General features: G+C 43.3%; 16 protein-coding genes. 5 read left to right on the forward strand and 11 right to left on the reverse strand.

All coding sequences use genetic code 11. The features are described 5' to 3' along the window. Positions 1-55 precede the first annotated feature (55 nt). The 6 genes from AC1DU2_RS10405 to AC1DU2_RS10430 all read right to left on the reverse strand — a co-directional run bounded on the left by AC1DU2_RS10405 (position 56) and on the right by AC1DU2_RS10430 (position 8605). The gene (locus tag AC1DU2_RS10405) at positions 56-1762 is read right to left on the reverse strand and encodes a sodium:solute symporter family transporter (RefSeq protein ID WP_477353700.1); all 1707 of its coding nucleotides are present in this window, start codon (positions 1760-1762) and stop codon (positions 56-58) included. Positions 1763-2362: 600 nt separating this feature from the next. After that, a complete protein-coding gene (araA, locus tag AC1DU2_RS10410) occupies positions 2363-3853 on the reverse strand; it encodes an L-arabinose isomerase (RefSeq protein WP_477384161.1) in 1491 nt (496 codons plus the stop codon). Between the two features lie 159 nt (positions 3854-4012). After that, positions 4013-5380 carry a glycoside hydrolase family 27 protein gene (locus tag AC1DU2_RS10415; RefSeq protein WP_477384163.1) on the reverse strand — a complete coding sequence of 456 codons (1368 nt, stop codon included), beginning with the start codon at positions 5378-5380 and terminating at the stop codon, positions 4013-4015. Between the two features lie 2 nt (positions 5381-5382). Beyond that, positions 5383-6081, reverse strand: a complete 699-nt coding sequence (locus AC1DU2_RS10420) for an L-ribulose-5-phosphate 4-epimerase (RefSeq protein ID WP_477384165.1) — start codon at positions 6079-6081, stop codon at positions 5383-5385. Further along, entirely contained in the window at positions 6078-7796 is a 1719-nt protein-coding gene (locus tag AC1DU2_RS10425; protein ID WP_477384167.1) for a ribulokinase, read from the reverse strand. The genes AC1DU2_RS10420 and AC1DU2_RS10425 overlap by 4 nt, the downstream gene beginning before the upstream one ends. Positions 7797-7897: 101 nt before the next feature. Then, complete coding sequence (locus AC1DU2_RS10430; RefSeq protein ID WP_477384169.1) at positions 7898-8605, reverse strand: NUDIX hydrolase; 708 nt, start codon at positions 8603-8605, stop codon at positions 7898-7900. A 307-nt stretch (positions 8606-8912) separates the two neighbouring features. Here AC1DU2_RS10430 and AC1DU2_RS10435 point away from each other — a divergent pair, with 307 nt between their 5' ends. Together AC1DU2_RS10435 and AC1DU2_RS10440 are read left to right on the forward strand one after the other, a co-directional pair. Further along, positions 8913-10085 (forward strand): aldose epimerase family protein, encoded by a 1173-nt coding sequence (locus AC1DU2_RS10435; protein WP_477384171.1) that lies wholly within the window; start codon positions 8913-8915, stop codon positions 10083-10085. Between the two features lie 53 nt (positions 10086-10138). Next, positions 10139-10729 carry an RNA polymerase sigma-70 factor gene (locus AC1DU2_RS10440; RefSeq protein WP_477384173.1) on the forward strand — a complete coding sequence of 197 codons (591 nt, stop codon included), beginning with the start codon at positions 10139-10141 and terminating at the stop codon, positions 10727-10729. A 16-nt stretch (positions 10730-10745) separates the two neighbouring features. Here the strand turns inward: AC1DU2_RS10440 and AC1DU2_RS10445 are convergent, their stop codons facing one another. The 5 genes from AC1DU2_RS10445 to AC1DU2_RS10465 all read right to left on the reverse strand — a co-directional run bounded on the left by AC1DU2_RS10445 (position 10746) and on the right by AC1DU2_RS10465 (position 14709). Beyond that, positions 10746-12065 carry an ATP-binding protein gene (locus tag AC1DU2_RS10445; protein WP_477384175.1) on the reverse strand — a complete coding sequence of 440 codons (1320 nt, stop codon included), beginning with the start codon at positions 12063-12065 and terminating at the stop codon, positions 10746-10748. A 130-nt stretch (positions 12066-12195) separates the two neighbouring features. Continuing rightward, positions 12196-12540: a hypothetical protein gene (locus AC1DU2_RS10450; protein ID WP_477384177.1), complete on the reverse strand. Its 345-nt coding sequence runs from the start codon at positions 12538-12540 to the stop codon at positions 12196-12198. 84 nt (positions 12541-12624) lie between these two features. Next, positions 12625-13299 (reverse strand): cyclase family protein, encoded by a 675-nt coding sequence (locus AC1DU2_RS10455; protein WP_477384179.1) that lies wholly within the window; start codon positions 13297-13299, stop codon positions 12625-12627. Between the two features lie 65 nt (positions 13300-13364). Next, complete coding sequence (locus AC1DU2_RS10460; RefSeq protein WP_477384181.1) at positions 13365-14411, reverse strand: PDDEXK nuclease domain-containing protein; 1047 nt, start codon at positions 14409-14411, stop codon at positions 13365-13367. 106 nt (positions 14412-14517) lie between these two features. Beyond that, positions 14518-14709, reverse strand: a complete 192-nt coding sequence (locus tag AC1DU2_RS10465; protein WP_477353724.1) for a DUF1016 N-terminal domain-containing protein — start codon at positions 14707-14709, stop codon at positions 14518-14520. A 187-nt stretch (positions 14710-14896) separates the two neighbouring features. On the opposite strand from AC1DU2_RS10465, the gene AC1DU2_RS10470 reads away from it, so the two are divergent. From AC1DU2_RS10470 to AC1DU2_RS10480, 3 genes are all read left to right on the forward strand, one after another. Then, entirely contained in the window at positions 14897-15991 is a 1095-nt protein-coding gene (locus AC1DU2_RS10470; protein ID WP_477384183.1) for a FecR family protein, read from the forward strand. Between the two features lie 218 nt (positions 15992-16209). Beyond that, positions 16210-19491, forward strand: a complete 3282-nt coding sequence (locus AC1DU2_RS10475; RefSeq protein WP_477384185.1) for a TonB-dependent receptor — start codon at positions 16210-16212, stop codon at positions 19489-19491. Positions 19492-19519: 28 nt separating this feature from the next. Continuing rightward, positions 19520-21076 (forward strand): RagB/SusD family nutrient uptake outer membrane protein, encoded by a 1557-nt coding sequence (locus AC1DU2_RS10480; RefSeq protein WP_477384187.1) that lies wholly within the window; start codon positions 19520-19522, stop codon positions 21074-21076. Positions 21077-21217 lie beyond the last annotated feature (141 nt).

Below are 21217 nucleotides of genomic sequence, written 5' to 3' on the forward strand. Positions count from 1 at the left end.
GGCAATTAAGCCATTGGGGGATTCAATCAATGTAACCTATAACAAAATTCTTGTACTACCAGAACTTGGCATAAAGCATGGTAAGCAATAACAGCGTTACTATAATTAATGCCAGGGTTTGTTTATCAACCTTAAACATTGCACGCGGAATATCAAAAGCTTTAGGGTTTATTTTAGGTCCGGCCAGGCTGATGGCCACCATTACAATAATGGTAAACATAAACGATAATCCCATACAGATCAGGAATGGAATTTCCCAGCCACCTTTGCCATTAGGGAAGGCCGTGTACAGGAAGGTTTCGTGACCAAATAAAGCCGGTGCATAGTTATTAAACAGTACCGACATAGCAAAGCCTGTAAGTATCCCCGCAATAGCTGCCGCGCCTGTAGTACGTTTCCAAAAGAAACCTAAAATGAATATGGCGAAGATTCCCGGGCTGATAAAGCCGGTGTATTTTTGGATAAAGGTAAAGCCCCCTTCGCCGCCAATACCTAAAAGATCTTTCCAGGTAAGGATGATGGAGAATACAAGCGCCGCCAAAATTGTTAGCTTGCCCACCCAAACCATCTTTTTCTCGTCGGCATCCTTCACCATGTGCTTTTTGTAAATATCCAGCGTAAAAATGGTAGATATACTGTTGGCTTTACCTGCCAGTGAAGCCACAATAGCCGCGGTAAGCGCTGCTACCGAAAGCCCTTTAAGCCCGGTAGGCAAAAAGCCCAGGATAGCCGAGTAAGCATTATCCGAATTGAAATGCCCGCCCGATGCCATCTCATGTTGCAAGCCGCCATTTTTGTATAATACATAAGCTGCAATACCTGGTATTACTACTATTATAGGCATGGCCAGTTTCATCAACCCGGCAAACAGGATGCCCGTACGCGCGGTTTTTAAATCGGCACCTAAAGCACGTTGGGTAATGTATTGGTTACAACCCCAATAGTTAAGGTTCACAATCCATTGGCCTGCAAAATACATGGCTATGCCCGGCAGCGCCAGGTATTTGGTAATTTCGGCTTGTGGGGCGTCTATTTTTGGTTTAGCCATCATCATTTTAAAGTGTTCGGGCGAGTCCTTAAACATCATTTTTAAACCGGCTATAGCATCTTTGCCTAAACCAAAATGCTCACTTACCAGCGTTAAAGCTATGTAAGTAGTAGCCAGGCCGCCTATTACAAGCACCAATACCTGTATTACATCGGTAAAGCCAATTACCTTCATACCGCCAAGGGTAATGAATAAGGCAAACACGGCCAATGCAATGATGATGTTGTGCATCGAACTGATGTCGCCGCCTATCAGGTTATTAATGGCCAGCGCGCCCAGGTATAATATACTGGTAAGGTTAACAAACACGTATAAAAACAGCCAGAAAATGGCCATAATAAAGCTCACCGTTTCGTTGTACCGGGTATGCAAAAACTGCGGCATAGTGAAAATTTTGTTTTTCAGGTATACCGGGATAAACCACACGGCCACTATAATAAGCGCGATAGCCGCCACCCACTCGTAAGCCGCCACAGCTAAACCCACTGCAAAACCTTGTCCGCTGGTGCCAATAAACTGCTCGGCGGATATGTTAGACGCAATAAGCGATGCCCCGATGGCCCACCAGGTAAGCGACCCCTCGGCCAAAAAGAAATCATGACTCGCCGATATACTGGCCTTTTTTTTGCGGCTGTACACCCAGTAACCATAACTGGATACCACAATAAAATAGATCACGAATATGACGTAATCAATGGTTGAAAATTTGTTCATAAATTGGGTTTAAATTAGTTTTATTGTATTCGTTCTCTCTTTTGCTGTTATTTAAAAACACACAACCGGAATCCCATCGTAGGTTGTGTGTTTAATTGCATTTAATTTATTAAAACACTTGTCATTGCTAAAATACTTGTCATTGCGAGCGTAGCGCGGCAACCTTGTCGCATGCACAGCGGATTTGCACAGTTCGCGATAGCCGCGCTACGTTCGCAATAGCATAGTTTTATGTATTCCTTCGTTATCCACCAATCCTCAAAAGTCTTAACTCTTGATTCTAATCTCTTGACTCTTTCCCCGGCGTTGCCTTTGGCCCGGGCTATCCGCTCATACTACACAGGCCTTAATCGCGGGCCGGTATCCGCTGCTATCCCTAACGCATTTGTCTGAATCAGAATTTTCAGAATTTAAGAATTAACAGAATTCCTCGTTTTATGCAAATTCTTAAATAATCCGTCATTGCGAGGTACGAAGCGATCCCCGACATGCTAAGTCCCACATAGTTCGGGATTGCTTCGTACCTCGCAATGACGGGTTGATATCATGCAAATCAAAAGTCTCCCCCTTCAGGGGGAGATTTAGAGGGGGCTTCGGCTTCTATTTATAAGCTACCTCGTTCCACAAAATCTCATTTCTGAACTGTGGAATAGTTGTGTCCTTGCCAATTCTTAAAAACTCAATGCCGGCCATATCAGCAAAATCCTGCATATGCTCGGCAGTTAAATTCTGGCTGTAAGCGGTATGGTGTGCGCCTCCGCCGTAAATCCAGGCTGCACAGCCGGTTTTCATGTCGGGTAGTGGTTTCCAAAGTACCCGGGCTACAGGCAAGTTTGGCAGGTCTTCAACGGGTTCAACGGCTTCAACCTCATTCACCAGCAGGCGGAAACGGTTGCCCATATCCACAATTGAAGCATTAAGCGCTGCACCGCCGGCCACGTTAAATACCAAACGCGCAGGATCGGCCTTACCACCAATGCCCAATGGGTGAACTTCTAAGGCTGCCTGGCCGTTTGCTAATGATGCGTCAACCTCCAGCATATGCGACCCTAATACCAAGGCGTTGTTAGGGTCAAAATGGTAGGTATAATCTTCCATGAAAGCGTTGCCGCCTGGCAGGCCGGCACCCATCACTTTAAATGCGCGTACCAGGGCAGCGGTTTTCCAGTCGCCTTCGCCGGCAAAGCCAAAGCCATCGGCCATCAGGCGCTGGGCGGCAATACCTGGCAACTGGATCATGCCATGCAGGTCTTCAAACGTATCCGAGAAGCCTTTAAAGCCACCGTCAACCAAAAATTTGCGTAAGCCTAACTCAATTTTAGCAGCATCATATACCGACTGATGTTTAGCGCCGCCTTTCTTAAGGTCGTCGGCCATGGTGTAGGTGGCCTCATATTCCTCTATCAGTTCGCTAACCGATTCTTCGCTTACCGCGTTAATCACGGCTACAAGGTCGCCAACACCGTAGGTATTTACCGAGAAACCGAATTTCAATTCAGCCTCTACTTTGTCGCCGTCGGTAACGGCCACAAAACGCATGTTATCGCCAAAGCGTACAAATTTGGCGCCTTGCCAGTCGTACCAGCCGGCAGCGGCGCGGGTCCAGGTTTCAATCTGGGCCAAAGCCTCAGGATCCTGCCAATGGCCAACAACCACCTTACGGTTCATGCGCATACGCGATACCATGAAGCCAAACTCGCGGTCGCCATGGGCGCTTTGGTTCAGGTTCATGAAATCCATATCTATCGAACTCCATGGAATATCGCGGTTATATTGGGTATGCAGGTGCAGCATCGGTTTTTTAAGGATGCTTAACCCGCGGATCCACATTTTAGCCGGGCTAAATGTATGCATCCAGGTAATGATACCGATACAGTTTTCGGCCACATTAGCAGCCTGCAGGGTTTCATAAATTTCTTCGGTCGATTTTACCACAGGTTTGTAAACCACACGAACGGGGATGTTGCCGGTAGCGTCAATGCCAGCGGCTATTTCCTGCGAATGTTCGGCAACTTTTTTCAGCGTTTCTTCCCCATATAAGTTTTGGCTTCCTGTAATAAACCAAACTTCAAATTTTTTAAGATCGATCATTTTATAATTAGTGATTTATTGAATTAATGAATTATTGAGTTAGTGAATTATTAAAATTAGTGATTGAAGTAACTATTGAATTGGAAATTAAAATCGCGATACATGCTTGTTAATGGTTTTTATATTCAATAATTCAGTCAATCAATAATTCAATAATTATCATTTTGCCGGCGATAGTTTTAATAACGCTGCGCCGTGCAGGTTAATGTTTTGCTGGTAAGTTTTATTAAACTGGCCAACATCTTGTTTTTTCCACAGGTCGCGCACTTTTACTTTGCCTTTAAGGCCCAGCGCAGCAAAATCAACAGCAACGTCTTTATTTACATCGCCAATGTTAAACAGGGCTACATAAATATCTTTGCTGCCGGGTATCTGCGAGTACCAAACCATGCCACCATCTTTTTTGTACAGTTGTTTGGGTTTGGCCCCTTTTTGGTTGGCCGCCAAAACCTCATCGTTGGTAAATAGCTTTAGCTCAAATTCACGGTTCTCGGGCATGTTACCGCCAATCATCAATGGCGAGCGGAAAATGCTCCAGAACGTCATGTGGGTAATTTCTTCATCTTCGGTAAAGCGGCTGTAACGCTCCTGCCCAACCGGGCCGCGTTTGCTTAGCTTGCCAATCTGTATCATATCGCAATCGGGCCAATGACCGGGGCCACTTACGCCTTCCCAGCTTTTGGCATAATCAAACATGTGCAATATCTCTTTCCAGTTATCCCAAAAATCATCGGCCATGCGCCACATATTGGCATACTTAACTGCATGGGGCGCTTGTGCTACAGGTGTTTCGCCCGGCGAGAGGCTTAATACTATAGGTCTGCCACAATTTTGAATGGCTTTTTGGTAGCCTTCCACCTCGGCATTACTATATGGACGCGATAAATCATCTACCTTAATAAAATCTATACCCCATGAGGCATAAAGTTCCAGTAGCGAATTCAGGTATTCCTGCGCACCGGGCTTTTTCATATCCAGGCCATACATGTGGTTCATCCAGGGGCATTTGCTGTTGGTATCGGCCACCATATCGGCAGTTATACCGTTGGTGCCCTTAACGGGTGATTTTGACCAGTATGCTTGCCTTGGGATACCACGCATTACGTGGATACCGAATTTTAATCCTTTGGCGTGTACATAATCGCTTAAGGGCTTAAAGCCATTGCCGCCGAACGCCGAAGGGAATTTGGTAGGTTGTGGAGTTAAACGACCCCATTTGTCCATAGTAAGCCAGGGCACGTAGGAGCCATCCTGCAAGCGCAATTGAAAAGGATTACCGATGTTGCTGCCCGGAGGGTTATCGTACGACCATAAAAAATCGACCACAATGTACTCCCAGCCATGTTGCTTCAGGTTTTGGGCCATATAATCGGTATTGGCCTTTACTTCATCCTCATGCACGGCCGAGCCGAAGCAGTTATAGCTGTTCCAGCCCATAGGCGGCGTAGCAGCAACCGTTTGTGCCGATGATGTTTTTGCTCCCAGTAGACCAGCCGCAAGGATAATGAGGTAGCGTAGTGATTTCATAATTATTGGCCGTAGTATGAGTTTGGTCCGTGTTTGCGTTCAAAATGTTTTTTGATGAGCGAATCCTTCAAACGCGGGGCCTGGTTATTAATTTGTTCGGTTAAGTAGGCCATTTGGGCAACTGCCTCTAAAACGGCGCTGTTGTAAACCGCCTTGTGCGCTGTTTTGCCCCAGGTAAATGGGGCATGGTTGCCTACTAAAACCATTTCAACTTCGTTATAATCTAATCCACCGGCTGTAAAATGATCCATGATCTGGAAACCTGTTTGGTATTCATAGTCGCCTTCAATCATTGCATCGCTCATGGGCGGCGCGCAAGGGATATCGGCCGTTAGGTGGTCGGCATGTGTGGTGCCGAAGATAGGAATGTCGCGCTGCGATTGCGCCCAGGCAGTACCATAAGTAGAGTGCGTATGCACAATACCCCCAATGTTTGGCCAGTGTTTATACAGTACCGCATGTGTTTTGGTATCTGACGATGGGCGCAGATCGCCCTCTACTGTAACCCCATCAAAATCAACGATCACCATTTTCTCGGGCGACAGATCTTCGTAAGGTACACCACTTGGTTTTATAGCAAAAACGCCCAACTCTCTATCCACAGCGCTTACGTTGCCAAAGGTAAAAAGTACCAGGCCCAATTTGGGCAGCTGCATATTAGCGTCATAGGCAGCTTGTTTTATGTGTTGATACTTACTCATGCCAAAACAGAATTATCTTTAACATCCTGGGTTGCTTTTGCCACTATTTGCTGCGCTATAAAACTGCCTAAGGTTTTGTATTTGTTGTAACGGGCCAGGTACAAGGCCTCTTTTTCTTTATTAGGATAATACTCCACATCAAACCCGCGACCCATACCCTGCATGGCATCTTCAACCGTTGGATAAATGCCGGCAACAACAGCTGCAAACATGGCCGCGCCCAGGGCACAGGTATGCTTAAACTGGTGAATGCGGATAGGCATCCCTAAAACATCGGCCATCATCTGCATTACAAATGGCGACTTTTTGGCCACGCCGCCAATCCCTATAATACCTTTAACCGGAATACCCTCGCTAATAAAACGCTCAACAATGCTTTTAGCCCCAAAACAGGTAGCCTCGGCCAATGAGCGGAATACGCGCGGCGCATCGCTGCCTAAGCCTAAACCGGTTATAGCACCTTTTAATTCCTGGTTGGCATCCGGTGTGCGGCGGCCGTTAAACCAATCGATAGACAGTTCATTATCAAAATCCAAAGGCAATAAATCGGCCTGGCGGCTTAGTTCAGGGATGATTAGCTCGGCCATTTCGGCTTTTAAAGCCTCGGCGGTGGCTGTATCAATAATGGCTGATTGCGATAACAGGTTATTTAAAGGCCATAAAAGCACGTTTTTAAACCAGGCATAAGTATCCCCAAAGGCCGACTGGCCGGCTTCTAAACCTGTCATGCCCGGTATAACCGAGCCGTTTACCTGCCCGCAAATACCAGCTACCAGTTTGCCTTCAACCTCAACAGATGGTGCAACCAAAATATCGCAGGTTGATGTACCCATTACTTTACTTAAGTGGTATGGCTCAATCTGGCCGCCTACCGCGCCCATGTGTGCATCAAAGGCGCCTGTACCTACAATAACATCGGTTGATAAGCCTAATCTTTCGGCCCATTCTGCACTCAGGGTTCCTGCAGCTTCATCGGCGGTGTAGGTATCTTTAAATAACTTATCGGTAATACCCGTCAATAACGGATCAAGCGACGAGAAAAATTCGTCCGGCGGCAAGCCGCCAAATTCTTCGGCCCATAAGGCTTTGTGACCGGCAGAGCAACGACCGCGTTTAATTTCTTTAACATCGGTACCGCCTGTTAACAGGAACGGGATCCAATCGCAATGCTCTACCCAGGAGTGCAGGGTTTGGTGTACCTGGGCATCAACCCTTACAATATGCAGCAATTTGGCCCAAAACCACTCGGAGGAGTAGATGCCGCCTACATATTTTAAATAATTGGTATCAAATTTTGTGGCATGTTCATTGATCTGGGCAGCTTCCAATACCGAGGTATGATCCTTCCATAAGATGAACATGGCATTAGGGTTTTGCTCAAAACCGGGCGTTAATGCTAATGGCGTACCTGTTTTATCAACAGCAATAGGGGTTGATCCCGTAGTATCTACCGATAAGCCTTTTACCGCTTTGGCTACTTCGGCGCCTCCTGCCTTTGCAATACAATCTTTTATAGTAGTTTCTAATCCTTCTATATAGTCAAGGGGGTGTTGCCTGAACTGGTTTTCGGCCGGTTTGCAAAATAAACCCTGCTGCCAGCGCGGGTAATTGAATACGGATGAGGCTATTTCTTCGCCGTTGTGTGCGTTGATTAACACGGAGCGAACGGAGTCGGACCCATAGTCCACTCCAATCACAAATTGGTCTTCTCTCATATTGGTTAAATAATTCGTGTTGAAGTAACACTTATTTTTTTACAATAAAAAATTTTTATTCAAAAACATTTTAATTGTTACTAAAACAGAGGCTTTAAACCTTAGTTTGATAGGGTATCCGGGTTGGGGATAAAATTCATAAATGCCTGAAATTTAGCATAATAGTTTTGCATGTTCAATTGGTAATAGTATGCGCCGCGTTTTGAGCCGGCTTTGTCTTTATCATTTAGTTTAATGAGTAAACCTGTGGCCAAAACGCGTTTGCTAAAATTCCGTTTGTCAATCTGGGTGTTAAAAACACTCTCGTAAAGGGTTTGCAATTGCGGAATTGTAAACCTGGCCGGTAAAAGTTCAAACAAAATAGGGTGCATGGCGGCTTTGTACCTGATGCGTTTTTTTGCAGTCTCTACCATTTCCTGCTGGTCGAAAATGAGTTTGGGTACACGTTTTAGCGGGAACCAATCGGCATGGTAATCTTTACTTAGCTGTATTTCGTATTTGTTGATATCTATTAAGGCAAAGTAAGTAATTGATACGGTGCGTTCAATAGGATCGCGTTTTGTGTTGCCAAATGTGTGTAATTGCTCTAAATAAACACCTTCAAGGCCGGTAAGTTGTTTTAAAATGCGGTTGGCCGCCTGGTCAAGGCTCTCGGCAACCTGTACAAAACCGCCCATCAAACTCCAGTTCCCTTTCTCGGGTTCGAAGCCCCTTTTAATCAGCAAAATTTTTAAAGTATCGCCATCAAATCCAAATATAATGCAGTCAACTGCCAGTAAAAGTCGCGTTTGTTTCGAATATTTTTGCATGTGGAGGGGTAAAAAAAGCGCCAAATGTAATTTTTTGACCGCTCAAAAAGTAAAATATAATGCCATTTTACTGGCAAAACAGCTTTAAAATTGATTTGGCGGGCTTTATTGGTGTTTGGCTTACACCAATAAAAGTAAAAATATTTTAATTGTTTTTTTCACAATTAAATAAATTTTATTCTACCTTAGATTTTAATTAGGGCGGCCAATTGCCCCGATCACAAAACCAAACACCAAATTATAACCAGTTAAACCGTTAAAAAAACTTCAAAAAAGGTTAAAAAAGCGGCAAAAAACTTCAGGAATTATGCAAAAAGTATACAAAAAACAGTACTTATTTTATAGCATGGCGTTATCGCTATTAGTTGGTTGCAGCGGCCCTGCCGAAAAGAAGCCTGCCACCGATTCCACATCAACAGTAGCCGCCGCGGCACCCGATGCCAAAAACTTTGAGGCTACCATAAATGGCAAGCCTGTTAAACTTTACACATTAAAAAACAGCAAAGGCGCCAGCGTAGCCATCACCAATTATGGCGGCCGCGTTGTAAGCCTGCTGGTACCCGATAATAAAGGAGCTTTAACGGATGTGGTTTTAGGATATGATAGCGTAAAAACTTACCAAAAGCCAAAAGAACCATTTTTTGGCGCTATTATAGGCCGCTACGGTAACCGCATTGGCAAAGGAAAATTTAACCTGGACGGCAAAGCATACCAGCTGGATATAAACGATGGTGTAAATACCCTGCATGGTGGCTTTAAAGGTTTTTACGCGCAGGTATTTGAAGCCGCGCAACCCAATGACAGTACCCTTAACCTTACCTATGTATCTAACGACGGCGAAGGTGGCTACCCCGGTACGCTTACCAGCAAAGTAACTTATACCCTAACTGCTGATAACGCGCTGAAAATAGAGTATACCGCAACTACTGATAAAACTACCATAGTAAACCTTACCAACCATGCCTATTTTAACCTGAACGGCGCGGGCGACTCTACTATATTAGATAACGTAGTAAAAATTGATGCCGACAACATAACGCCGGTTGATACCACACTGATCCCGACAGGGAAATTACAGCCGGTAAAAGGCACACCTTTTGATTTTACCACCGCAAAAGCCATTGGTGCCAATATTAACGATAAAGACGACCAACTGAAAAACGGTAAAGGGTACGACCATAACTTCGCGTTGAATAAGCATGACATCAGTAAATCGATAGCTACGGTAAGCAGCCCTAAAACAGGTATTGTGATGGACATATATACCGATGAGCCGGGCCTGCAGTTTTATAGCGGTAACTTTTTAACCGGTGCAACCAAAGATGGTAAAGACGGTAAAGCATACCCACACCGTTCGGCATTTTGTATGGAGACGCAGCATTTTCCTGATGCGCCAAACCAGCCTGCGTTTGCATCAACCTTGTTAAAGCCGGGGCAAACTTATCATACCACAACCATCTACAAATTCAGCAATAAATAGGATTGTTTAAGCTAATTGGTGTTACCGTTTGATGATTATTATCCCGAATTGAGATGTTGGATACCGAAATAAAATATCTGCTAAATGATATTGCTTTAAATAACAACAGGGCATCCTTTAAAAGGGTGTACCTGTTTTATTACAGCAAATTATTTTGGTTTGCTAAATCGTTTGTAAAAACCGATGAGGCCGCCGAGGAGATCATAGACGATGTGTTTTTAAACCTTTGGATGCAGCGCGCAAGATTAGCCGACATTGGTAACTTTAATAACTATTGCTACATGTCGGTTAAAAATAAATCGTTAACACATGTTTCAAAAGCCAAGCTGAACCAGGTAAATATTGATGATGTTGAGGTTGAGATTGTCGATTCGGCAGCTACAGGCGAAGACAAAATGATATGCAGTGATACTGCAGCGCTTATCAACAAGTCGCTCAGTAAGCTATCAGACCAATGCAAACTGGTTTTTAAACTGGTAAAAGAAGATGGCCTTAAATATCGCGAAGTTGCCGAACTGTTAAGCTTATCTATCAAAACGGTAGAATACCACATGGGCAATGCGCTGCGGCAAATTTCGGTTGGGATAGTTAATTCGCAAAAAGACCAGGTGGCTGCTCACGGAAAAGTGCTTTCTGAAAAATAACAGGTGATCGCCTTGTTTACACCGCTGGGTTGAGCTCGGACACCGCGTAAATGGGATATACTCTGATATTTTCATAAGCCGCGTAATTTTCCAGCGAAAAACGAACTCCAAATGGCGTTTTTTTTTCGCTTAAAAAAAGAAACAAGCTTTGCATGGATCCCTTTTTACCCGATTTTACTTCGATGGGTATGACATTTTCATTTTGCTGAACAACATAATCTACCTCGGCATTGCTACTTTTTGTTTCCCGGTGCCAGAAATACAGATTTTCCTGCCGGTAGCATGAAGATGATTTTAGTAGCTCTAATCCCACATATTGTTCGGCAATAGCCCCTTTGTTGATGGCGTCAAAATCATCTTCAAACAATATCTCTGAAATAGGCAAACCCAGTAAACGTTGAAAGATGCCTGTATCTAACAATAGCATCTTACGTTTTTTAGGGTCTGCTCCGGCCCCCAAAGGCAGCCCGTTTGCTGATGTATGGGTTACGGGGATAACTAATCCGGCCATGATGAGCAGGTCTGTTGCTTCTTTAATTTGCTTGTGATTGGCCTCTATAGCAGCTTTGTTATATATGAATTTGCCTCCAGACTGCTGTATTACAGAGTTGAACACTTCTGAAATGCGTAATGAAGGAACCCTTTTTTTGTATTTCGCAAAATCAGCCTTTAAAGAGATTATAAGATCATCCAATACTTGTCCGCAGGAATTAAGATTACCATTGTTTACGTAAGCTGCCACCACCTCGGGCATGCCACCCAATACCAAAAAACGTTTAATATGAGCCAGTAATTTTTGATGTATAGGCGCAGCCAATGGTTTTTTAATAGAGGCGTTTTTTTTTGCAGTTAAAAGTTGATGTTCACCAATGCCTTCAAGGTATTCGTTAAATGATAGTGGATATACAAAAAGTGATCTTATCCTGCCTACTCCGAAAGAGGGAGTCTCAGCCAGGGCAAATTCTAGTAACGACCCTGCTGCAATTACATGTAATCGTGGATATTTTTCGTAAAAAAAACGCAAAGAAGATATGGCGGGTATGCAAGCCTGTATTTCATCAAAAAACAACAGCGTTTTACCGGGCATAATAGGAACGTTATATAATATCGACAGGTTTTCGCAAAGCTCTTCAGGGTTTAAATCTCCTTCAAAAAGTTGATGGACCCGTCGCTGCTCTTCAAAGTTAATTTCTAAAAAATAATCGAATTGTTTTGATAGTTCCTTGACAGCAGTGGATTTGCCCACCTGCCGTGCTCCTCGCAACAACAAAGGTTTACCCTCTTTTTCTTTACCCCATGAGGTTAGTTCTTTATCTATATTTCTGAATAAGTACATTTATACAAGGCAATTTTGCGACTTAATTTACATTTATACAAGGCAATATTAGTTAATAAATTACATTTATACAAGGCAATGTGATTGTTTTGGCTTTTAATTTCTTTAGTTTTTCAGCCCCTTACTTCACCTACCGCAGCTTCAAATACCCGCCTAAAACAGATACCGGTGCAAAAATAAACATAGCAAATAACTGTGTCCAGTGGCTTCCGGCAGATGTCAGCATTGATATGGCGGCCAGCAAAAAGATCACTAAAGCTAAAATGAAATTCAGTGTAAGTTTTGTTTGCCTGGCTATCAGTTGCAATATAAAACCGGCTAAAACCGAAAAAAATGCGCCATAAACTATGGTCAATAGTTTAAAAGTGATTGATGCATCCTGATGAGGTGGCTGGGCCATTAATTTAAACAGCAAAACCGAGCTGACTGCAAACACAACATAGCCTGCAATAACCGATATTATTTTCCTGGTCATTTGGTGATTTTTTAATCAAATATCTGGTATATAAACACAAACAGGCTATTGAAAATTGCTTTGTTAACACGTGAAGCTTCCTCATCAGCCCGCCACCATCGCGTAAGCCCTTACCGGGAAGGTACCTACGCCCTTAAACTTAGGTGGCACAGCGTTAAATTTATAACCATCCGGGGGGAGTTTGTCCAGGTTACATAAATGCTCCACTATCAAAATGCCGGCACCCAATAATGTGGTATGTACCGGCCGGCTTTTGCCAGTAGTATCATCAATGTTATGGCTATCTATCCCCACCAGCTTTACTTCCTGTTCCTTTAAGTATTGGGCAGCTTCGGCTGTAAGATAGGGGTGGTTTTCAAAATAGGCGTCGGTATTCCAATGTTTGCTCCAGCCGGTAAATACAATTACTGCCTTACCCCGAACGCTCTTGTCACGAAAAAAATCAGCGCCAATTGCTGTTACATCGCTGGCATTTATAGTGATGGCATCAAGGTTGGCAAATTGTTCAAGAGAAACTTCGGCCAGGTCGGCTCCATGTTCAAACCGGTGGAAAGGGCAATCAATGTAAGTGCCCGTATTGGTTACCATTTCAATTTTCCCTATCTGGAACTCTGTGCCGGTTTCATAAAGCCCTCTTGATTTTTCGCTGCTTAAATAATCGCAAATGATTGGCGCCGGTAAACCTTTATAGGTTATCAATCCGTCGAAAATAACGTGGCTCAGATCTATCAGTTTGGGGTTATTATAGGACGGCTTCATTGGCTGCGGGGGTGGTAGTTATTGGGTGAATTTTATTTGAATGGTGCTTTAATATAATTATCTGTTTACTCCAGCTGCCTTTTAAGGGCTTCTTTGCTTGGTAATACCGCTTTATACTCCTTGGCAAATATTTGATTGTTATCCTCTGGAAGGGTGAATTCTATAACCGTTCTGTTTTCCTCTTTGCAAAGAATTATACCTATTGTTGGGTTTTCATCCTTCGTTTTTATTTTTCTATCATAAAAGTTTACATACATCTGCATCTGCCCGATATCCTGGTGGGTTAACTTTCCAATCTTTAAGTCGAAAAGTACAAAGCATTTTAAAAGTCTGTTATAAAAAACAAGATCAACAAAAAAGCTATCTCCTTCAAATGTGAACCTGCGCTGCCTTCCTTCAAATAGAAACCCTTTACCAAGTTCCAGCATAAAATGCTCTAACTTATCTATAATGGCGGTTTCAAAGTCATTTTCAGAGTACTTAATTTCTTCTTTTAATCCAAGAAACTCTAACACGTAATGGCTTTTAAGTGCATCGGCAGGCTTTTCTACTATTTGTCCTTTTGTTGCAAGCTGTTTAACTCCGTCTTTATCCTTGCTTAAAGCTAACCTTTCAAATAATGCCGAATTGTATTGCCGCTGCAATTCTCTTACCGACCAATTATTTGCCGCAGCTTCTATTTCATAAAAGTTGCGTTCATCTTCGTTTTTAATTTTAAGTAATTGGATATAGTGAGTCCAGCTTAAATGAAAAGGGATAGTAAATTCCCCAGTCGGTGATTGGGAAATTAATGACTGATCGAATTTCCGCATCAACGATGCGGAAATTCGATTTTGATATACAATGTAAAATTTGCGAAACCGCTCAAGATTATCTGAAGAGTACCCCTTGCCAAACTCTCTGTTCAATTCTCTGCTTAAGCGGGCAATAGTTTCATTAGCGTATTCAGCCCGTTGGTTCCCTTGTTGCTCATCTTCAACAATCATCTTGCCTATCCGAAAATAAGCAAGGATAATAGCAGCATTAACATTCCTCACAATGTAATGTTGCGTCTCGGCGATAACGGTTTTGATATTCTCTAAAAGCGGGAAGGGATTGTTTTGTGATTTCATTTCTGCATGCTGCTATGTCAAAACTACTAAGAATGATTATACATCTGATATAGATGAGGCAAAAAGTGTTGTCATACTCTTTTAAATATGACCAAGTCAATAGGTACTACACCGTCGCGCCAATGAGGTAAGCAATGTAAAATTGTCTCATATAATTGACGTTACTGAAACTAAATCCTTTTCCGTGCAGCCCAGACAAATCTTTTGCGAGCTTGATTAACAACTCCGAACCATATTTCGCACGTTCAGCGCCGCCTTGCTCAAACTCGACAATATGCCGGCCTTTAATATTCAACATGATGTGCCCATCTTAATAAGTGAAAAGGCTTCCCGCCCATTGGTTACTCAGGTATAAAAGGCCTCATATAAATCAGATTATTTCTGCTAAACCCTTTGCTGCGATAGACGAGAAATTAATTAAAAAAATAACATTCCCACCAGGGTGTTTCCATTAATTGCAGTCTTTACAAATAGAGACGTAAATAATGATCAACAATATCTGGATACTTATTGGTAAAAAGTTAAGTGGGGAGGCTACCGCCGAGGAGTTGGCCGAACTGGAGGAACTTTTGCGGCAAGGCGGTACCGATTTATATCCGGTTGATTTACTGGAAAATTTATGGCGCGAAGAAAATAAAATAAAAGCCGACGACAAACTGGAAGCTAAATGGGCTGCCTTTGAAGATAAACTTGATACAGCCGATAAAGCAGAGGCCGGCGAGTTGGCCCAATCAGAAAACTCTGGACAGGTTACAGCAAAATCAGGTATTGTGAAATACCTTAAAATTATATCTCTGGCTATAGCAGCCTGTTTCGCGTTGGTATTTGTGATATTTAGCAAAAAAGGTGCTGCCAACAATAACAAAACCAACGAGATAACAGCGCCTGCAAACGGCATAAGCAAAATTCAACTGCCGGATGGTACCCGGGTTTGGTTAAACTCGGGCAGTAAGTTGGTTTATGGCGCAGGGTATGGCATGGAGCAGCGAGATGTTAAGCTTGTAGGGGAGGCCTTGTTTGATGTTGTAAAAGATACCGAACACCCATTTATAGTTACCACGTCAACCATCAGCATTAAGGTGCTGGGTACCAAATTTAACGTGCGGGCCTATAGCAATGATAAAACATCCGAGGCATCATTGATACGGGGCCGCATTGAACTTACCGTTTTAAAAACCCCTGAAAAGAAAATTATTTTACAGGCAGCTGATAAGCTTACCATTAACAACGAGCCTGCGCTTACCCCCGCAAAATTGCCGGCCCAATTAGCCACTAAAATAACCGAAGAAATACCATTGATGGCCTTAAGTCGCATCCACCTGGCCAAAAAAGACAGCCTGCCATCAGAAGCTCTTTGGGTAGAAAATAAATTTGCTTTTGATGCCGAAGACTTTGAAAGCCTGGCCAAAAAGTTGGAACGCCGCTATGGTGTAACTATTTCCTTCAGGAACGACGAACTAAAGAAATTAAGATTTACAGGTAGATTTCAAAACGAAACTATTGGTAAAGCTTTAATAGCCCTGCAAACCACAACCTATTTCCATTATAAAACCGATAACAATCAAATTTTAGTTTATTAATCATTTAACCAAAAATTAACAGCCTATGCTTGAATAAGTATCTAAACTAAAACCAAAAAACGGGAGAATGTTGACGCATCCCCCCGTATATGTGGTAAAAGTTAACTACCAGCCCTTTTGAAAACCAAATAGTTAAACAACCTTAATGCTAAATTATGAAAAAAAATGTACACCGCATTAACCAAGTGCGGTTAAACCAATTTTTGAAAATATTTCTTATGTGTAAATTTATCCTTGCCCTGGTGATTGCTTCGTCATTACAGGCTTTCGCAAAAGGATACGGCCAGACGATTATAAATGTTAATTTTCAGAATGTTACCTTAAAAAAGGCGTTCAAGGAGATTGAAAAAAAATCTGACTACCGTTTTTTGTACAATGATGACATACTGGCTAAAAATGATTTGCCTGCCAGCCTTAATGTTACCAATGCGTCGTTAGACGAAACAATGGCTGCACTGCTTGCCAAAACCAACCTGGTTTATAAGCTGAGTGATAATAACCTGGTGATATTATCGGAAAAAGGCGCCACGGTTTCGGTACTTACCATAACGGGTAAGGTTACCGACGAAACCGACCAGCCCATGCCGGGCGTTACCATAAAGGTAAAAGGCACTAACGTGGCCACCCAAACCGATGTACAGGGCCGGTACGTATTAAACATACCGGATGCCAGCGCCAGCAATGTAGTATTGGTATTTTCGTTTGTGGGTTATGCCAGCCAGGAATCGCCTTTAAATGGCAATTCTTCGCTCAATATGCAGCTTAAGGCGGCGTCAAATTCATTAAACGAGGTTATAGTTGTAGGTTACGGTACACAAAAAAAGGAGAACCTTACGGGCTCTGTTACTGTGGTAAACCTTAAAGAGGCCAACAAACGTACCACTCCCGATATTGCCAGGGCGTTACAAGGCCAGGTGGCAGGCGTGCAGGTAAACGGATCGGGTGTGCCGGGCGAAGGCGTATCTATCCGCATCCGTGGTGTAAGCTCATTAATAAATAACAATCCGTTGTATATCATAGATGGCGTGCCAACTATGGAACCATTTGATTTTCCTACTACCGATATAGAAAGTTTGCAGGTTATTAAAGATGCATCTGCGGGTGCCATTTATGGTTTCCGGGGTGCTAATGGTGTGGTTATCATCACCACCAAAAAAGGTAAAAACGGGCCGATGAAAATTAACTATAACGGGTATGCAGGCTTCCAAAAAAATCCTAAAACTTTATCTGTTACCGATAGGGTAGGTTACCAGAAAATTGCCGATGCTGCCGAAACTAATGCAGGTTTATCATTGGCCCCAGGTAATGACCCATCATCAAGCAAATTTATCAGCAACGTAAATACCGACTGGCAAAAATCGGGGTTTAAAACCGGTTATACCCAAAGCCATGACCTGGGCCTGTCGGGCGGTACCGAAACTGTTAACTATAACGTTGCCTTTGATTATTTTAACCAAACAGGTACAACAGTTTCGGGGCCCTCATACAGCCGTTATAATCTGAGCGGTAATGTGCAGGGTAAAAAAGGGATCGTATCTTTCGGTACCAAGTTTGCCTATACCGAGGGCGATTATAATAACCTGGCGTATCCGCATTTACATGGTACGGGTAACCAAATAGTTGATTTGGTTACGGCTATACCAACCATGCCTATTCTTGATCCTAACCGCGTTGGCGGTTATGGCGGTGTCGATCAAAACACACAGCGCGCTATTTCACTTAACATTATTGGCGTAAATAATTTGCTGAACAGCACCGGCCAACGCAACCGCATGCTGGCATCGGCCTGGATGGAAGTTGAAATTATTAAAAACCTTAAATACCGTTTAAGCGGCAGCTACGATCGTAACGATTTCAAGAATACTTATTTCGATCCTATTTATGATCTGGGCTGGTTTTACCCAAACACATCTGCCTATTACAGTGATGCACGCGGTAACTACTATACAGCGCTTATCGAAAATACATTAAGCTACAAATTCAGTGTCGGGAAGCATAATGTAGAGGTGCTTGCCGGTACCGCTTACCAAAAAGACAAAAACGATAATCTTACAGGTATTGCCTATAACTTGCCGCAACCTTACCTGTTTTCGTTTGATAACGTAAGCAACACTGCCGATAAAACAGTGTTTGGTAACAGCGCCGAACGTAAGTTCTATTCGCCAATATTTGGGCGCATAAACTATAATTATGATGACAGGTACCTGTTAACGGCCAATTACAGGCGCGATGGATCATCGCAGCTGCCATCATATAATCGCTATGGCGATTTTGCTGGTGTATCTGTGGGCTGGAACCTTGCGAAAGAAAAATTCCTGCATTTACCTGATGCTATTAGCCAATTAAAATTAAAAGCAGGTTACGGTACATTGGGTAACGTTAACGCACTTGCTTTTTATCCATACCAGGCTGTTGTTAATGCAAACGCCAGTTACGTGTTTGGTAATACCCTGGCATCGGGAGCAACCCAAACCCAGGTATTTGACCAAACCAATAAATGGGAGCAAAAACGTACCACTAATATTGGCGTAGATGTTAGTTTGTTTCATGATCAGCTTGCTTTTTCATCAGAGTATTACGTAAATAAAATTATAGGTATCCTTTTACCGGTTCCAATTCCGGTTTCGGTTGGTGCAATAAATACACCATTGGTTAACGCGGCATCGTTTACCAACAAGGGTATCGAGTTTACGGTTACTTATCGCAGCAGGGATACCGGGCCGTTTAATTATACTATAAGTGCAAACGCATCAACGGTTAAAAACAAAGTGTTATCGTTGGGTAATGGTGGTAATCCTATTTACGGCGCTTACAGTAAAACAGCTGTAGGGGGCGAAGTAGGTGAGCTTTATGCATTTAAAACCGAGGGCATTTTTAAAGATGCAGCCGATGTAACAGCGCATGCTACCCAAACAGGTGCAGCGCCCGGCGATGTTAAGTTTGTGGATACCAATAAAGACGGTGTTATTAACGATGCCGACCGTGTTTACTTAGGTTCGGCGATACCTAAACTATATTATGGCTTTAATTTGAGTGCCAACTACAAAAACATCGATGCCTCCATATTTATACAGGGCAATTACGGCAGTAAAATCGCCAATGGCGTTTACCAGGCGTTAATGACAGGCCAGTACACCAATGCCAGTACCGATGAACTGAATTTCTGGACACCTTCAAACACCAATACCAATGTGCCACGGCCAATAATTGGCGATCCGAATGCTAATAACCGCAACTCAGACAGGTTTATACAAAGCGGTTCATACGCACGTTTGCAAACAGCGCAACTGGGGTATACATTACCGGCAACGTTATTGAACCGTACTCATGTTTTCAGGAGCTTCAGGATATACCTGTCGGGTCAAAACCTGTACACCATAACCAAATACAAAGGTTACGATCCTGATTTTATTAATGATGGTACTATTAACCGCGGTTTTGATTACGGATCGTTCCCTAATCCGCGTACGTTATTAGTTGGTTTACAGGTAGGCTTATAATTATTGGTTCACATTAAACATTAGTATAATGAAAAATATATTCAAAAAAACGGTAGTTACTGGTTTAGTACTGTCGGGTTTTATTATGAGTTGTAAAAAAGGGGATTTAACTACTGTTAACCCCAATGCTCAAACATCACAAACCTTTTGGCAAAACGCCTCTGATGCTGTTAAAGGCGTTAACGCGGCATACGGCAGCCTAATTATAGACGGATCGTATATGCGGTTTTCGCCAATTGTTGAGAATACCAGGGGCGATGATGCCACCAGCTACAGTCCCTGGGACCAGATTTACAACATGGGTAAGTTTAACATGCAAAGTACCGGCGATGGCGTACTGTTTTCATGGACCGCCTACTACCAGGGTATTTTACGCGCCAACGAGGTTTTAAAATATGTGCCTGATATTAATATGGATGCCGAGCTGAAAAAAAGGGTATTAGGCCAGGCTTATTTTCTGCGTGGCTTATATTACTTTCACCTGGCCGATTTTTATAAAAATGTACCGATGCCATTGGCGCCGGCCGCGTCAAGTACCGATTACTTTCAGAAACAACAAACACAGGATGTAGTTTGGGCACAGGTTATCAGCGACTTTAAAGCTGCCGAAGGCATGCTGCCAACTACATACGTAGGTTTATCTGTTGATGGCCAGGTTGGCCGCGCCACAAAAGGTGCCGCCGCTGCATACCTGGGTAAAACATACCTTTTCACCAAGAAATATACCGAAGCTGCCGCTGAATTTAAATCGGTGATAGATATGGGGATTTACAGTTTGGTACCCAATTATTACGATAACTTTTTTGCCAATAACGAGAATAATTCGGAGTCGATATTCGAGGTTCAGTTTTCAAGAGATGCCGGGGGAACAGACTTGGGCTGGGGAGGCGATCCGTCGTCAGGGTGGGGCCGTACATCTGCCAGGGCCATTACTTTTGGCGCTGCAAGCTTTGGCTTTACCGATGTACAGCCAACACCTGCTTTGTATAACGAGTATCTGCAGGAAAAAACCGCGACAGGTGGAACAGACCCACGGCTGGATGTAACCATGTATTACAACAAACCAGGCGAAAAATTATACAACCAGAATTTTGCTGATAGATACGCAGGCAGCTCATCACTGAATGCCTTGTTTTGCCATAAATACGAGAACGGCGATAGCGGCCAGGCTGATGAGTACGACTGGAGATCTGGCATTAACGAAAGGTTGATGCGCTACGCCGATGTGTTGTTAATGTATGCCGAATGCTTGAATGAACTGGGCCAAACCAGCGACGCTTATCCGTTTATTCAGCAGGTTCGCTCACGTGTTGGTTTGCCAAGCCTGGCTACTGTAAAACCAAACATGAGCCAGGCCGAAATGCGCGATCAGATTGGTCACGAACGTTTCCTTGAGTTCTCGTTGGAAGGTCACCGTTTTGATGATATCCGCCGCTGGGGATGGTTACAAAATCCAACCAAACTGGCCTGGTTAAAATCGCGCGATCCGGAATTTAATACTTATACAACAGGAAAAGAGTATTTGCCAATACCGCTTACCGAGGTACAAACCAACGTTGGTTTGCAGCAGAATCCGGGGTATTAGCCCCACCCAGCCCTCCCCTGAAGGGGAGGGCTTTTGAAATGTTTTTTATAAAAATGTCATTTCGATAGAGCAGCGGGGAGAAGAGCGGGAGCGCGAAAGAGAAATCTTAAACAAGCGACGAGCGTGTATGCAAAGTTTGCA

This window comes from Mucilaginibacter sp. P4_C11, assembly GCF_056402115.1.

Coding starts and splice junctions, on each gene's coding strand:
- AC1DU2_RS10405 (WP_477353700.1), bottom strand. CDS start 1,762: ATGAACAAATTTTCAACCATTGATTACGTCATATTCGTGATCTATTTT.
- araA (WP_477384161.1), bottom strand. CDS start 3,853: ATGATCGATCTTAAAAAATTTGAAGTTTGGTTTATTACAGGAAGCCAA.
- AC1DU2_RS10415 (WP_477384163.1), bottom strand. CDS start 5,380: ATGAAATCACTACGCTACCTCATTATCCTTGCGGCTGGTCTACTGGGA.
- AC1DU2_RS10420 (WP_477384165.1), bottom strand. CDS start 6,081: ATGAGTAAGTATCAACACATAAAACAAGCTGCCTATGACGCTAATATG.
- AC1DU2_RS10425 (WP_477384167.1), bottom strand. CDS start 7,796: ATGAGAGAAGACCAATTTGTGATTGGAGTGGACTATGGGTCCGACTCC.
- AC1DU2_RS10430 (WP_477384169.1), bottom strand. CDS start 8,605: ATGCAAAAATATTCGAAACAAACGCGACTTTTACTGGCAGTTGACTGC.
- AC1DU2_RS10435 (WP_477384171.1), top strand. CDS start 8,913: ATGCAAAAAGTATACAAAAAACAGTACTTATTTTATAGCATGGCGTTA.
- AC1DU2_RS10440 (WP_477384173.1), top strand. CDS start 10,139: ATGTTGGATACCGAAATAAAATATCTGCTAAATGATATTGCTTTAAAT.
- AC1DU2_RS10445 (WP_477384175.1), bottom strand. CDS start 12,065: ATGTACTTATTCAGAAATATAGATAAAGAACTAACCTCATGGGGTAAA.
- AC1DU2_RS10450 (WP_477384177.1), bottom strand. CDS start 12,540: ATGACCAGGAAAATAATATCGGTTATTGCAGGCTATGTTGTGTTTGCA.
- AC1DU2_RS10455 (WP_477384179.1), bottom strand. CDS start 13,299: ATGAAGCCGTCCTATAATAACCCCAAACTGATAGATCTGAGCCACGTT.
- AC1DU2_RS10460 (WP_477384181.1), bottom strand. CDS start 14,411: ATGAAATCACAAAACAATCCCTTCCCGCTTTTAGAGAATATCAAAACC.
- AC1DU2_RS10465 (WP_477353724.1), bottom strand. CDS start 14,709: ATGTTGAATATTAAAGGCCGGCATATTGTCGAGTTTGAGCAAGGCGGC.
- AC1DU2_RS10470 (WP_477384183.1), top strand. CDS start 14,897: ATGATCAACAATATCTGGATACTTATTGGTAAAAAGTTAAGTGGGGAG.
- AC1DU2_RS10475 (WP_477384185.1), top strand. CDS start 16,210: ATGTGTAAATTTATCCTTGCCCTGGTGATTGCTTCGTCATTACAGGCT.
- AC1DU2_RS10480 (WP_477384187.1), top strand. CDS start 19,520: ATGAAAAATATATTCAAAAAAACGGTAGTTACTGGTTTAGTACTGTCG.